At 41.0% G+C, this 15,993-nt stretch carries 10 protein-coding genes; 1 reads left to right on the top strand and 9 read right to left on the bottom strand.

What is annotated here, in order from left to right; translation table 11 throughout:
- A partial coding sequence (locus ST42_RS13670) for an ISL3 family transposase (RefSeq protein WP_042520318.1) occupies positions 1-117 on the top strand: 117 nt, incomplete at its 5' end.
- A gap of 259 nt (positions 118-376) precedes the next feature.
- Here the strand turns inward: ST42_RS13670 and ST42_RS12150 are convergent.
- The 9 genes from ST42_RS12150 to ST42_RS12110 form a co-directional block, all read right to left on the bottom strand.
- Entirely contained in the window at positions 377-1,687 is a 1,311-nt protein-coding gene (locus ST42_RS12150; protein ID WP_044073673.1) for a TIGR02452 family protein, read from the bottom strand.
- 70 nt (positions 1,688-1,757) lie between these two features.
- Positions 1,758-2,363, bottom strand: a complete 606-nt coding sequence (locus ST42_RS12145; protein WP_042520320.1) for a DUF559 domain-containing protein — start codon at positions 2,361-2,363, stop codon at positions 1,758-1,760.
- Positions 2,364-2,637: 274 nt separating this feature from the next.
- The gene (gene brxL / locus ST42_RS12140) at positions 2,638-4,677 is read right to left on the bottom strand and encodes a BREX system Lon protease-like protein BrxL (RefSeq protein ID WP_042520327.1); all 2,040 of its coding nucleotides are present in this window, start codon (positions 4,675-4,677) and stop codon (positions 2,638-2,640) included.
- 4 nt (positions 4,678-4,681) lie between these two features.
- Positions 4,682-7,234, bottom strand: a complete 2,553-nt coding sequence (locus tag ST42_RS12135) for a PglZ domain-containing protein (RefSeq protein WP_044073672.1) — start codon at positions 7,232-7,234, stop codon at positions 4,682-4,684.
- Positions 7,235-7,236: 2 nt separating this feature from the next.
- The gene (gene pglX / locus ST42_RS12130; protein ID WP_044073671.1) at positions 7,237-10,728 is read right to left on the bottom strand and encodes a BREX-1 system adenine-specific DNA-methyltransferase PglX; all 3,492 of its coding nucleotides are present in this window, start codon (positions 10,726-10,728) and stop codon (positions 7,237-7,239) included.
- 18 nt (positions 10,729-10,746) lie between these two features.
- Positions 10,747-14,367 carry a BREX system P-loop protein BrxC gene (brxC, locus tag ST42_RS12125; protein ID WP_044073670.1) on the bottom strand — a complete coding sequence of 1,207 codons (3,621 nt, stop codon included), beginning with the start codon at positions 14,365-14,367 and terminating at the stop codon, positions 10,747-10,749.
- A gap of 13 nt (positions 14,368-14,380) precedes the next feature.
- The gene (locus ST42_RS12120) at positions 14,381-14,974 is read right to left on the bottom strand and encodes a BREX protein BrxB domain-containing protein (RefSeq protein WP_042520324.1); all 594 of its coding nucleotides are present in this window, start codon (positions 14,972-14,974) and stop codon (positions 14,381-14,383) included.
- Positions 14,971-15,609 carry a BrxA family protein gene (locus ST42_RS12115; protein ID WP_042520325.1) on the bottom strand — a complete coding sequence of 213 codons (639 nt, stop codon included), beginning with the start codon at positions 15,607-15,609 and terminating at the stop codon, positions 14,971-14,973. Before ST42_RS12115 ends, ST42_RS12120 begins: the two co-directional genes overlap by 4 nt.
- Positions 15,610-15,782: 173 nt before the next feature.
- Positions 15,783-15,993, bottom strand: a 211-nt coding sequence (locus tag ST42_RS12110) for a helix-turn-helix domain-containing protein (RefSeq protein WP_042520326.1), incomplete at its 5' end; no start/stop codon positions are given.

Genomic DNA, 15,993 nt, shown 5'->3' with positions numbered 1-15,993 from the left:
ACTGAAGGTATAAACAACAAGATTAAAGTGCTGAAAAGACAAATGTATGGATTCAGAAATGATGAATTCTTCACGTTAAAGCTATACGCTCTACACGACAAGCGTCTACGCATTTAACGGAAGAACCTGAAATAGCACGTCTGAAATTCGCATTACTATTGGAGCTTCCTGTCTCCATATTATTCTGAACGGAGATAACCCCGATGCTCTCAAGCGCCTGAAGATCTACTTCTGACAGTTGAAGGTCTATTGACTTGTTCTTTGCCATATACCTCGTTTGTAAATAGCAGAATGCCCTTTGACTGATGATATATCAGCCAAGGGGCAATTCACGTATTATTTGGTATTGTTTCTTATATTCATATGCATTGACGCATTAGCTGAACACCTCGGTAAAAGCATCAACGTTACTCACTCCCTTTCGTTTGGCGTTGTGGTCATCAAAGATGGCGAAATGCACCTCCTTGAAGATGCCGCCAAACTCCGGTTCATGTAGCACCTGCTTGAAAATCTGCGCCATGTGCTTTGGAGGGTGGTTGAAGGCTCCGCAACCAATAGCACCAAGGACTAAGCGGCGTTGACCATTAGTGTATGCAATGCGAAGAATGGTACGAATAGTATTCTCTACCATAGGTATGTCATTTGCCGGTATCTGCTGGCATGGATAAGGAAGTCGAGATACAGCAGCTGCCACGAAGTTCACATGCCAAGGAGTGTCAAGAAGGGCGTATCCGTTTGCTTCCTTGTCACGGAAGATTGTTACTCCGTGGGAGTACACACCACCGAAGTTCCTATCCAGAGGATAACTATCAGTAGCATGAGGTATGCCATATTGTGCACTGTCAGCACCATACTGATATAGAGAGCGGAAGTAGTCTGAGCAACGGAAAAGATATTCTTCCTGAGCACCTGCGCCACCAGTTACACCTCCTCCCGGGTTACGATAACTGGCAAGGTTTAGCACACAAAGGTCATCAGTACTGTTAGAGTCATGTAATGATTTGGCAAACTCAAGGCAGTCGCCTGCATGTACCCTATATAATGTATTATAGCGAGTATCTGCAGTCAGCATAGGAATCTCCGTCTTATAGAACTTGCTCTCTGCAAGAATGTTTGGATTCAGAGGAAGCGTTACCTGAGCACCGCTCTGACTTACGTATGTGCCTGCTTTGACGATGGCAAGTGTAGAATCCCACACTTTTGTACGTACGTAACGAGTTCCGTTGGTCACAGTCTTAGATGCCTCGAAGTCTTTGTTCCATTGTTCCGCATCCCAAGAAGATGCTGGCTTTGGCGATGTAACAGGAGCAGAAGTTGTTGCAGGTTCATCCTTTGGATACTGAAGAATCTTTTCATACTCATAACCCTCCATGAACATGCGATGAGAGAACGAAGGATTTTTCTTGAATGTAGCTATCAACTTCTGCTTGTCAGCAGATGGTTTGATAATAGAGTCATCTTGAAGATAAGCAAGCAACTTGTCACCTGTGATGTCTTTCATAAGATCGCAAGCGTCTAGCATATTGTCATTACCATGGAGACGGAACGACATTCCGCATGCAAAGAAAGCATCCGCCATGTTGTTGCTGTCGGTGAGCTGGGCAATGGCGTTTTGCAGCTCATTCACTCTGCGGTTAATTTCTGTCTGTGCCTGAGCACAAAGTGTTGTAAATCTTGGATATGGCATAAATCTATTGTATTATTGAACACAAAGCAACTTCATATTTCTAAACAATCGTCTGCGAAATACATATTTTTTATGATTTTCCCTTATAAGCGGCTTTAAGCAACGAGGCGCCTGTCATAAAATCATCGTTCTGACTTTCGAGAAACTCTAAGTTCACCTTATATTGCTGTGGATAGAGCCGGAATTCCTCTGCCATGCGTTGCAGACCGGCAGGACAGCAAAATGCAGGAGTATTACTACCGCTTATTGCCATAGAAGTAACTGATGGGTCAAAGAGAGGTTCGCTCACTTCACGACCGAACATTGTCTTCACCACCTCGTTGGTCAACTGAATGAAGTATGGTATGCGAATAACCTTGTAACCCAGCGACTCATAAAAGGTTTGGTTCTCCCTGTCCTTTCTTATTTTGTCCGGCTGCTGATAGTGCTGCAAACCATCAAACTCGATGAGTAGTTTCAAGTCTTCACACCTGTAGTCAGGACGGATGCGGCGTCCAGAGTCAGGTATGGACTTGTTGTGAACCCAGTGGTCTTCGGGAATCTCTGGGAAGATAACTTTGATGTAATCCTCTAGACCTGTTCGGTTCAGTCCCGTTTCCTTGTCAATGCCAGAAGCCATGTTACGTGTCTCACGTACAAAGCCCCACTTGCTATATCTCTGATTGGATTCTGCCATATTTTACTTTTCTCCCTCCTTCTTTACGTTAGCTGTTGTTGACTTGGATGATACTTTCTTCTCCGTTCTTTACGGATGTAACTTTGCATTCCTCGAAACATTGATCCACACATAATCTTAGTGATTTACAGGGTTAAACATTGTTGATAAAAGCCTCTTATGAGGTTTGTGGATGCAAAGGTATAAAGAATGTCTTTCAAAATAAAAACCGACATACGTATATCGGAGCATAAGCCTTGTCGTGTATACGTATGTCGGTGGATATCTATGAGTGTCATTCTTGTAAATAAGTTACGGAGAATGCACGACAACGACGGAGTTCCTGACGTTGGTTAGACAAAGAGAAACGGTCAAACTTTTCAAAAATGTCGATACCTCGGCTAAGGATGAAACGCCATCCATTATCAAGGTTGATACTACGGTCATGGTCTGCATCGAATGCATAGGTGAATTCTATGCCATACTTAGCTAAATCATCCTGTATTTGGTCAAGATTGTCAATCAAAGCAGGAAGTTTCTCATCAGTCTCAAAGGTGTGAAGTTCTATCTGAAGTCCTTCTGTCTCATTAGCTGACTCTACAAAAGTACGAATCAGGTCTACAAGGTTATCTATCTGGAAGATTGCACGGACATATGGATCAATAATTGTCATTTTTTTAGCGCTTCGCATATAGTCTGCGAACAAAGACTTGTAGCTTACGCCCATCTGGTTCTCACGTACTTCTATATACTTTGATGACAACTGTGGTTCTTCCTTTTTCGTTTCAGTTCCTTGATTTTCATTTGCAGACTTCGAACCCTCTAACTCCCTAGATGTTTCGTCGCCAAAGTTTATACTATAACCAGGGTTACAAAGATTCTCAAGAGTCTCAACTTTTACGAGAGTATCATTTTTGAGATTCTCGTATTCAAAGATTGCTGGTTCTGCCTTAAAGGTTTCATCAACCTTGTAAATTTGATCCTTCACACGCTTACGTCCTTCGGCTGCAAAATCTATAATCTCATAGGCTTCTTCATCAGTGAATACCTCATTTGGATAGATGAGTTTCATCAAACCAGAGAAGGTCTTTCGTATGGCAAGATGGTCACGTTCAGAAAGAGAACCGTCGAACTTGGCGAACTTGTTGATTTCGGCAGAATAATCACGATTGCGAAGTTCATGAAGTACGGCAGCCATATAGTCCGTTATAAGTCCGTATCCCTTGCTAAATGAATTCTTTTTTAGCACTTGTGCTTCCCAACCTGGGTTATACAAATGAATACGGTCCAGAAAAGCACCTGTCTGAAGGAAATCTACAGGAATAGATTCAAACAGATGGCTATTCTTTAGCATATAAGGGACCGTATGTTTTGTGTTCCCAACGAAAGACATTGAGGCAACAGCCTCATACGTGCCTTTGCCACGATTGAATGACTTATTGGCCAGATAATTCTGCATTATATCTACCAATTTCGCTTCAATAGCACGGTGAGGTTTCTGCTCATACTCATCCCATGCAACAACGTCCCAATAACCGACAAGGCCTAATAACTCACGGTTTCCAGACATCTTAACAAACAGACGTGCAGATGTTACGTCGCCACCACTCACGAGAACGCTATATGGAGAAAACTCCTGGTATACGTGAGATTTACCAGTACCCTTAGGTCCAAGTTCCATGAAATTATAGTTGTTCTCAATATGCGGAAGCAGACGTGCCAATATAACGAATTTCTCACGTCTGTTAAGTATTTCCGGATTCAGTCCAACGGTATGAATGAGTAAGTCAAGCCACTCGTCAGTAGTAAACTTTTCGCGTTGAGCGATATAATCATTTATGTTAAGGTTCGCAATCTGAATAGGCTTCAGGCTTTGTATCTCCCATCTTATTCTGATGTCATCACCTGTCAAATAGCCTAAGACAACGATGCTCCACACACCATTACCCGACAGTAGTTTGTCATTAGATTTAACAACAGACTCGTTTACTGGTATGTGATTTATTCCAAGATTAGCAAAAGAAGCCTCATATTGGTCGGCTTTGTCGTTAAGTTGCACGGAAATCTTGTCAATAATTGTATAACGTCCTCTTTGTTTTATTTTTGCTTTAATTTCTTCAGCCTGAGAGCGATTGACATAATTGTTTGACACAATGGTCTTCACCTTCTCCATACCCTCTGCAATAACTTTTTCATCATCACAAGCACAATATTGTCCAAGAAGGTATTCAAGAACATATGCAGGTACAGGCAGATTTCCCTTTACGAGGAAAGCCAAGTCTTTTCTTACTACCTTGCCACTAAAGGCTTCAAGTATTTTATCTTTTAGTTCCATATTATCAAAATTCATCACGTTCAATCAAAGTATTATTTATTATATCACCAACATAAAGTGGATTAAGATAATCAATCGTTTTATCCTTATTGAATATCTTCAGCTTAAGTAAATTAGACTGAACGTTGTTGTTCAATTTTATCTCTACTAATTGTATTCTGCCAGCAGGTGATGAGTCAGTGCTGTTCAATACTGCGACAATTTCCTCTGAAACGAGTCTGTCATTATCATAAATACCGCAGATAATGGTGCGTTCACGATGCTCCATAGAAACAGGTTCTGTCTGGATGGCATTGAATCTTAACATGCTTGAAACAATTGTAAGATTTCTCTCCATAACATTAACACCAACCTTGCTAACTTTTGTGTCTCTAACCTGAGAACTAACTATGACAGGAATAATTATCTCCTGTAGGGAAGCACCTCCATGTGCAAACTTATATCCACCGTGTCCGGACAAGCGCATTGTGCCTGACGGGATACCGACCTTTATGTCATCCGTAAAAGCAGAAACAGAACTTAGTGGTAGCTTCACTATTTCGTTAATCTCTTTGTCAGAGTCAGTAAGATAGTACCTTGTTCCTTTTTCTTTGTCCACTATGGTATCATCCACCTTATATAGATTAGTGCTATCTATCTTTATGTCATTATAGATAAATCCATGGTCGCTTGTAACAATTACATTCTTAACATTCCATGAATTATGCAACTTTTTAATGACAGTCCGAATCTTTTCTAATGAAGTCTGACAAGTGTTGGTTACATCTTCTGCAGAGGTAGCAGGATGACAGAGTTCATCTATCGCATTATACATGATATACACTAGGTTCTTCTTGAAATAAGCTTTGCCCTCGTCATCTTTAAACTTAAACACTTTCTCAAAGTCTTCTACCTCTGCACCTTCAACGTGGCTTGCAAGATATCTGCTACGTGGATCTATGCCAGCTACCTTTTGGCCGTCAACCACAACCCCTTCAGGGTCATATGCTATTGTGTCATGTGGCAACAAGGCAGACTTGCAGTACTTTGTTTCGGTCGGTACCATTGCCAACATATTTTCCATATAAGCTGTATTATGGTCTTTAGCCAAAAGCAACAACAGTTCTTGAGCAAGTTCAAACCTTAGGGCATCAACAACAATAACAACAGTCTTCGTTGTATTAACAGCAACAAATTCCTTAAAGAAATCCTGCTGACGATGGGCAGAAATAATTTCGTCAAAACCATTATGTTGCGCCAGCGCTGTAACCCATTTTCGGTTCAAAACATTACATTGATAAGTATAGTCATCATCAACCTTGGACTTTACTTGCTTAAGGAGGTCTTCTAGCTCTGTGTCATCACACTTAATCTGCCCATAAGCTGCAAGACTCTGACGATAGTAAGAGTCTGTTAAATATAGGGTATTAGTGTAAGCACTTACAAATTCTTCTGTGGTTGTCATCATAGTAGCCTGCTGCGTCTTTATGCTTGCATTCAGCAGAGCCACATAATCGATGTAGTTGAGTATGCTTCTTGACTGTACGTCACCTGCATCAAGCCTAATGAGCAAGTTCGATATTCTGTTCTGTACTTCCTCTGAGTCAACAGGCAACAGCTCTGAAACGATGCCTTTTATAATTGGCTTGAACATTTCCGAGGTTACCAACCTATAGTCAGCATCATAACCATAAACTTTTATTATCTCATTTTCATGTATCTTCTTGCCTTGGTCTGCTATGGCCTTAAAGAATGCTTCTGAGAGTTTTGCATTGTTGGCTGCGAAATCGATGATACTGTTTATTTGTCGAATTCTGTCTGAGGCATCAATCTTCAACGTGTGATAGATGTCTTTGCTATCAAGAGACAATGTCTGAGTTATGGCATTGTATTTCATTATCTCGATTGCATCTTGAAGACGGTCAGCGTTATTAACAGACAGTTTCACGCCGAAGATGGCAGCCAACTTGTCATTGATGGAATTGTAAACATCCGTGTTCTTCTGCAACTTGCGGAAGAATGCGTCTCTTTTATCAGTATTGCTGGTGACAATCATCCTGGCAATAATCTCTATCCAATCAATCAGATGATCTTGACCCAGATAAGCAGAAATAATGCCGCGGTTGCAGACATCAGGATTAAATGCATCCTTAGTGTAATAAGGGAGAAGAATGTTCTTTATTCCTCCCTGTTCCAATTCGGAAACATGCCTCCTGACATAGCCTGCATGTACAGCAGGAATCTCATATTCCTGCACAAACTGCTCCCATGTGGTTGCTTTGTACTCGGTATTAGCAATGAGCAAGTCGAGAAGAGGGAATTTTCTCATCTGTTCCGCATTGCCCAAAGGAGATATCATGTTCGGAAATAGCAACACAACCTTTTGCTTCGTCCACTCATGAGTTATGTTATATTTCGTTTTGAACCATGAACCATTGAACACCTCATAACGATAGCCTTCTTTCCACTCAACATTCTGTAGAGTGTCTGCAGTGAAACGATCATCGAATATGAACAGCACTTTAAGGCTTGGATTGCCGTCAAAGTACGAATAAATTTTATCTACTTCAGTTTGCATAACTAAATATTTGCTAAGACATCACCAAATTTAGCATAGTTCACCTTTACACCATCATCGAGGTCGAAGGCGATGAACTTCTGAGCAACCTCATGAAGACGGAGATCATACTCTTCACACTCCTCAAGCGCCTTCTTGTATGATTCCAGACGTTTCTTGTCGGCACGTCCGAGGCTTGCCTCTTCTGCTTCAAGGGGCTTAATCATGTTACGAAGGAACTCAATATACTTCAACAGATATTTTTCACGCACCTCACGAGCGGTAAACTGATTCATACGGTGCATATACACGAGGCATTTAAATGCTCCGTTCTTGCTGGAGAATAGCCAATAGATTGGTGTGTTCTGATACATCGCCTTATGGTCTTTCCAGAAGCCAGTTGGTTTTGTCAGGTAGCCTTCTGTGTCACCAAGAACACTTGTAATATAGTTCCAGTTGTCCTTAAAGTTGTCCTCTCCGAAGACCTGACGAACAAAGTTCTCCAGTCGAATAATAGCGTTGTCGTTGAACGGACAGTCGCGAGGAAGAAGGGGAATGATACCGTCATCATCGATGCTAAACAGGTCTCCATTATACGAATAGTCAACCTTCTCTGCATCCGTAATATTAGGATGAGCAATATGCAGTCCCGGGCGGTCTAGGCGATAACGTCCCATCATGCAACCAATAGCATACGATATAAGCTGCTTGAGGATAACGTCCTTATTCCATTTAAGTTGTCCATTCTCTACCTTAATCTCCTTCTGCTGGAGTATGGTCACCTCATTGAGCGGAACATCTTTAGTTAGTTCATCTTGAAGTCCATACATCTCAATAAATTGACGATTGAGTTCTTCTTCGTTATCATGGAGTTCAAAAAAACTATCTGTCCATTTTTCTACGAAATAATCAAGTGCTTGTTTAAGAGTACCACCATTTTCTTTAAAAATGCTAATCAGTGGATTCTCTTCAAAATTCCATGACGTTTCATGAGCATCCCAGTCTTTTTTAGCAGTGGAAATACTTTGATGAACTATACTGAGCAGAGCTTCATCACTTATAGTTAATAAAGGGAATCTTGCGACAACACCATTTGAAAGATTTGTAGTCGCATTAAGAATGTTGGCAATAATGGTTGATAATTTTGATTGTAATAAAGCCAAAAGACTTTCAGGATATTCAACCGATATAGCATTAGAAGCGCTTTCTAGAACAAACCCTTTTGGCACATATCTAAATGTAACATATACCCCACTTATTTTATTCCATGTCACAGTGGACTTAAAGTGGCAATCATCTGCTCTTAATACAGCTCCTCTATAATTTCTTATATCATGCCCATCATTTTCCCAGTTAATAACCTCTGTCTGGTTACCATACCATTTCCTTTGCCCACCTCCTTTGTTGACTGGGAACCATTTTTTTTCTGAGATAATTGATTCTGTTCGTGAGGAAATCTCAAAACCGACTTTTTGAATATTCACTTCATGCCAATTCCTAATAAAACGGTTATTTGCGGCAGTAGACAATCCTTGATATGCAGATGTGACATCTTCAATTAATTGATTATTTTCAAACATTTCGACAATTTTGTCTGAAGCCCAATAGCTACCCATTGGACTAAGTTTGATTTTTGAGAATCTGCTTTGTTCAACATTCTTGAAAATAATTGAAGGTTCATGAGATTTGAACATACATTCCTTTGCACTACAATTTGCCCCTGAGACAAGCTTATAAAATGTTCCCCCATAGATAGGTGGATGTTTTGAGATTACAAATGCGGCATTTTGGACTATTTCACCACTTAATTCATCAAAAGTTCGTGGCCCTAAATGTAACAGACTATCTATTTGCTGCTCCTGCAAAAGATTTTCTCTAAACGCAGTGAAATACTTGTTATACATCCATGCTTGCATGTTGATCATACCATATTTGGCATTTGTCTGAAGTCTATTGTATGCAACATCCATAAAGACTGAAAACAAATCGTTTTTGGAGGTTGGATAATTTTCTGTTGCATAGTTAGACAAAATGTCATCCATGTGTTTTGCTGCCATATATGGTGGATTCATACAAATGGCAGAGTATTTTTCACTCAGAGCAAGTATGAGATTAACACCTGGGAGTAGAGCCTTTATGTCCTCTGGACAGTCATCAGTGCCGTTTCCTGTCCAGTTATCATAGTGAGCACGAATCATCGCGACGGAGTCATCATCTAATTCAAACTTCATAATACTACCCAGCTCGTTAGCATCCTTAAGAAGTTCAAAACAACTCTCAAGTTCTTCGCCTACAACATTCTCATAACCACCAATAAACTTAAGACATGCCGCTTTAAGTTCCGCGTCGTTCATGGATACTGGAACGGGCATGTCAAGGACACGGGGCAATATATGTGCGTCAACAAAAGCGTTTTTCTCCTTCTGACAGGCTTTTAACAACAGAGAGAACATACTCAACTGCTTAGCTCGAGTATCAAGGTCTATACCGACAAGATTATATCTAAATATATTCTCGATTGCACTCGTTGCAGACATGCCTTCTTCCTCGTAGCATTTCAAAAGTAGGTCAAAGAACTCATTGAGGATGTGACCTGAACCGCAGCTGATGTCACCACAGCGCAAATCTTTCAGGTCTTCAAATTCATATATGGGGCGTTCGCCCTCGCTTGGTTCCACAAGATATTTCAATTCATCCTTGAAACTTGCGTAGGGATCATGGTCAAGGTAGATTCTGCCAAGAGTATTCTCCACCATATATTTCACTATCCAATTAGGAGTGAATATCTGGGTACCGGCAGGCACGTCGTCAGCACTCCATTCTGTACGGTCATTAACCTCGTCCTTTTTTTCTGAGATATAGAACTGATACAGCCAACCAAGAAGCTCTGTAGTGTGATAGTCCTCATCAGTAATAAAAGGAGTGTTGTTTAGCAAACAGATAAAGTTGTCAGCTGCCAGAATATTAGAAGGAAGAAGTATCTCTGTATAGTCAGCTATGCCACCAAAGCACTTGTTGATGAGCGGAGTGTTACGGCAGTATGAGGATACAAGGATAGTGAACTGCTCTTGTACCTTAGAGTAGTCATTGATGATAGCCTTCACCTTCTTATGACTTTCTGCGTCGATATTTTCCCATCGACCGTTTCGAGCTTCTTCTACAATCTGTGGTACACGACGTGTGGTATCAGCAAATTCCAAAACTGGAACAGAGATGATATTGTTCTTTGACAGGATCTGAAGTGCGATGAGACGGTTGAACCATGTATATGCCGTTTCTTCAAACACATTGTCAAGTCCCTTGCGTGCAATTCTGTCCTTCAATGCCCTCCACTGGTCATAGAAATGCTCATCATAGATTTCACCATCAAAGAGAGTTCCGCCACTAATCTTTGTTGGTTCAAACGCGACACTGCCGTCAGAGTTGAATCCCTTTTTCTGGAGCTCAAACTTAACGCCCTCCTTGATTAGTTTTCGTGCCTGTTGCGCAAAAAATTTCAGTTTGCTTGTATCCATATTTTTATTTGTTTCTTGTTACTTTATTACAACGTCTTCACCGTTGTTGATGTGTGACAATAATTGATTCTTTAGAAGCTGTACGTACTGTTCCACATCGTCCTCAGTCGTAAGAATCTGCTTCTGAGGCTTCATGAGTTTTACGACCTTTGTGACTCTTGGAACATTTGTGTTGGTATCATCATTATTGTCGTTGCCGTCATCATTGTTATTATCGTCCTGCTCATCGTCATCAGCTAGTGGTGTCGCAGGTCGGTATGCATTAATACGAGCTATTTGTTCATTGAAGAATGTAGTTGTGTCCTTATGCATGATGAGCGTCGCAATATCGTTACTTGCCGATGCGCTGCTTATCTTAGCATCAATCTGTGAGAGAACAGTCTGCGGAATATTCTTTCCATTGACGATGGAGAGTAACTGGTTGTATGCATTCTCATATTCTGAGCGAATAGCAGCCTTTGCATCCTTAATGGCTTGGTCGAGTTTCCAGCGAACCTCCTTATAAAGTTTGAGATAAGAGGGGAACTTGTCCTGCGCATAGGGCGTTTCGTCATCCTTAATCTCACAGAGACGTTTGATGACAGGTTGGTCTGCAGCATCGAGATGTTGGAAGTTGGTCTCATTGCTTGCAATAAACGAGCGAATCTCATCATACCTTGTTTTCTGTGCATGCAAGAAACCCATAACAGCCTTACATTCGTCCATAACAGCCTTTGCCTCGTCATGGCGATTGACAACAGCCTCAAGGAATGCTTTCTCTCCGTCCGCCTTAAGCCAGTCGCTGAGTAGTTTAATAACCTTGTTACAAATGCCTGTAAACGGATAGCCATTCTGACTGAATTCTGCAAGAGTAGCGGTGTAGTTACCAACAGCATTGTTCAGCATCGAATTGCCACTATCCTTGCAGTCAAAGTAAATCTGACTTGAGTTGTTGCCTCCAGGAACTTGCTGCACATTAAAGATGTCCTTCCATGCGATGATGAAATCATTGATAAGACTCTGTGATACTTCTGCAGCTTCTTCTACCTCAAAATCTGCCTTGCTGCGAACGATGAGATTTGCCTGTTGTTGTGGGGTAATCTTAACGCTGCCTCCTTTATATACGAAGGCGCGAATATGGCGTCTGACGAGTTCGTTGACCACATAAATGGTTGACTCTTCACGCCATCCGTAAGGTGCACTCTTGTAGCGATTGACCAAATCGGCAAGTGAATATCTGCCAGAAACACCGCAAAGATAACGATCGACATCTTTCTCTGCATCTGTAAGTGGATTCGTCGCATTGTATTCATCGGGTTGGATGGGGCGGAGCATCTTCTGCTGAAGTTGATCTGCCGTGGTAGGTAAGCCAGCAACCAAATTGGCGTATTGATATACATTGTTGAAATGACCTTCTAATGCATATTTCAAGCGTCCATTACCTTTTTGCCCGGTTATTGTGCTAGTGATATTGTCTGAACCCGAAATAATCTGGCAAGAGTCGAGCATCTTTTCTATCTTGGCACGTATTTTTGCCTGTAGCTCCTGAGCCTTCAACTTGAAGTCTGCATTTATCTTTTCTCTCAACTGGCTGGTGACAGGTTCGTTACGCATATAACTGTTGAAGCGACAGCACCAGTTTATGTCATTCTGCAGCTCCTTATCTTTTTTCCACAAAGGTGCAAGGAAGAATATGAGAGTCTTAGGAACATTGCTGAGAGCAACACGAGCAACGTCATCGGTGTCAGAATAGAACTTCATGTTTATCATCAAGTCATAGTTGCCACCCTGAGCAAAAAGGTCAAAGATGGTCATTCCGACATTTACATTTGTTGCACCAAATGTATAACGAGAACTATTATATCCTAAGTAACGCGTGATGATAGGCTTGAGCATTTCAGCTATAGCCTGGTCACCTCCAGATGGCGATGTCTTAATCTTTGTTGCCACCTCGGTCTCTTCCTCTGTATAGAAGCTATATACGTCATAGTTGGCACCTTCAGGTCTTTCCTTCTTTAGAATGTTATTGTCGCCGAAGAACTTTATGACATCAGCAACTTTGTCTCGGAGAGACTTAATATTCTCGTCAATATTTGTAATAAGAAGCGTTGTTAGCGTTTCAATGTTAGCAGGGAGCTGGTTCTTGTCATTTTCTGTCATGTGACAAAGCATGAACAATGCATTGACAACGCGGTTAGCAAATACTGGATCAGAGTACTGCTTAGCAACTTCTCGCGGCATCTGGATAGCCACGTTTCCGTTATGGGCCAATACACCCAAAGCAGTCAGTAACATGTCAAAGGGAATGACGCTTCCAAGTTCTTCACCAGCAGTTTTGTTGGCAGCATTGTATGCTATACGTAATATCGAACGCTCACTATCCTTAACTGTCGTCTCAACATACTCTAGACTGCGGAATGCCTTCAGTACCTTCTTTATCAGTTCGAACTGATAAGGTACAAAGGGATAGTATGACTGGAAAGACTCCTTAGATGTATAGGTCGCATAACCAACAGGAAGCGAGAACTGTCCTTCAATGGCAGTTTTGTTAGTGACATAAAGGTCATCCAAAGCAATAACACCATTGCCGTCCTTTTCGAGGAAACGCTTTTGGGTAATATAGGTTGAGTTGACTTCTTCCAGAGGTACACGAACAGGGAAACGGTCAATAATGTTGCCAAACTCGTCCGATTTCTTATCGATATGGCAACCTTCCACGACCTCCTCAAGGCCTTGTTGGGCAGTACAGATTATCCAAACCTTGTCGCCACATTTTGTTTCAAGTGTAGCTGAAAGCTGTTGTAGCTGAAGAAGAACATTCTTTCTTCCATCAATATACTGGCTTGCTTCGTCGGCAAAGAACAGAAGTCTATAGTTTTCGCCTTTATTCTTAACAAACTTGCTTATGACATCGCAGAAGTTAGAGACAGAAGCATCGAGGTCGTTGTTGTCTATACGATTGCGTATGGCTTCAACATTAAGAGTCGGAACAAATTGCTTTGCAACATCGAAGATAGTATCTGGGTCAGAAAGGTATGATGATAGGGCATCGTCCCAATCAATGTTTAATTCACCAAGGCGATTCTTGAAGTTGTCAAGTTGTCCTGCTTCATCTATGACTTTTTCCAGATAGTGACCGATAGCAAGACTCTCGCGATTGTATCCACGGAACTTGTGGAACATTCGCCAGAAAACATGGACGAAAGACTTGTTTTCTTCCTCGTTCTTATTGTCCTCATCACCGAAATTAAAAGCGATATCTGCCATTTCGGTTTTCTTCAGCCACTCAATTGTATCTCTAATATCACTATTAGAGGGGAATTTGTCTGGCTTTTGAACCGTCATGATGTCGGTATCATTCACGGCTTGTTCCAGACGCGCTAAGGCTCTCTCCTGATGCTCATGAGAGAAGCAGTACTTTAGGTATTTAAGAAAGTGAGATTTACCAGAGCCATAGTAACCATTAATCCATGTGCCATTATGCGTCACATTGTGATATTGGATACCTTTCAGAATCTGGTATAATCCCGAAATGATTTCTTCTGTGAAGACATACTCATCAATTTCTGTCTGTACGACCTTAGCATCAAATTTATTGATGTCTACAACGGCCTCAAAGGGTCGTTCTATCTTCTTGCTATATAATTCCGAAATTTTCATTTGCTTCGTTATTTTAGTTTAACAATTCTGCTCTGTACGTGTGAGAATCCTCAATGCACCCTAACAGCGTGAAAGAATTTCCCCTTGCCACTCCTGGATAGAAGACAATAATCTTATAGTCATTAGGTCTGTTGAATTTTTCAAACTTACTAAGGAAGTGGCTTGTTCTTAAGTATGGAAAGATTTTACCCATGCCATATATAAATACGTATGGACGCTTCAAACCGTCTTCAGGCTTTTCCAAATGGTTGGCAATATGCTGATCGAGATATTGAAGGAACTTGTCGCTCGTTGCTTTTGAACCGAGAATCTTTGTAACATTATCTGGATCTTTGTCGTCTTTCTCCAATAGAAATTTGAGATAAGATGGATGGATGCTGAACGACTGCTCGTCAAGATATTTGCAGAGTAATTCAAACAAATCAACGGCAAACACGTCAACATAGATAGCAGGACGCTTCAGATTGCTGACGAAATTCTGTATCTCTTGCACCATATTGTACTCATCTTTTGCAGAGTACTGGTACATATAGTAGTTGTAAGTGGATGCCTGCGGGTTCTGAAACTCCTCATCACACAACTTGTCATAAAGTTCCTGTATTGTCATAGTAAATTCTTTATTGATTCAACTTGATAAGCATGAAGTAGGCATGCATCGAGAAACCATGGCTCATTTATCTTTAGGTAATAGAGATATTCTTCATCTGTCAGATCTGGCTGTTTAAGGTCTGTTTTTCCCTCCTGTCTCATTCCTGCCTGATGAAGAATATGGAGATAAACGCTTATGATTTTGTTTTGTGTCAACTCACTCCATGAAGCAACAAATTCGTCATTTCCAGCTATCTCATTATACCGAAGATTCAAATCTTCTTTTGTTATAGTTGGATCGAAAGATTTCCACTTGGGAATTGTGACATTAATGTGAAAGTCCCATATAAGCTTGTAGGTTTTCATCACAACGTAAAACAATGCGACACGTTGAGCCTTTTCGGAGAAAGAGAGGTAATCCTGCCAAAACGAAACAGGTACAGCTTTATATCTCCGAATGAGTTCCGGTACATAACGTTTGCGCGTGTTTATTGATGCCACGTTCAGAAACTCGTTCTTTTTGATTTCATCTTTCATCAATTCTTCTCCATTGGGTTGCATCAAAAGATGAAGTACCGAGTTCATTTCTTGATATAACAAGGCACCAGCTGTGAATGCAGCACTGTAGGAACTATTTATGTTGTTTTTGTTCATATATCTTTATTCTTTTTATTCTGTACTCCATAGGGATTACTGCAGACTGGATATTGCTGTGGTATGTCTGTGTAAGTCTTTTTAGGCATGAAGCTAATAAAAGATGGTTCTAATTGCGATGCAAAGGTACTGCTTACTTACGGAAAGAAATAATAGGCTATACGTATATCATACTACATCCGTATCAACTCTGCAAGTTCTACATCAAGTAGCTTTGCTATTTTTACAAATGTCTCCATGGGTGGCTGACAAGTGTTGGTAACCCACTTTGAAACTGTTGTTGGAGCAACACCTAAGTTGTCTGACAGAAACTTATTGGGCTTGCCCTTTTCTGCCAATACAACCTTGATTCTATTCAGAGGTTTTGTCTCTTCTTTGTCCATA

This window comes from Prevotella pectinovora, assembly GCF_000834015.1.
In the GTDB taxonomy this organism is placed as follows: Bacteria; Bacteroidota; Bacteroidia; order Bacteroidales; family Bacteroidaceae; genus Prevotella; species Prevotella pectinovora.
This window is presented reverse-complemented; position numbering and strand designations above follow the sequence as displayed.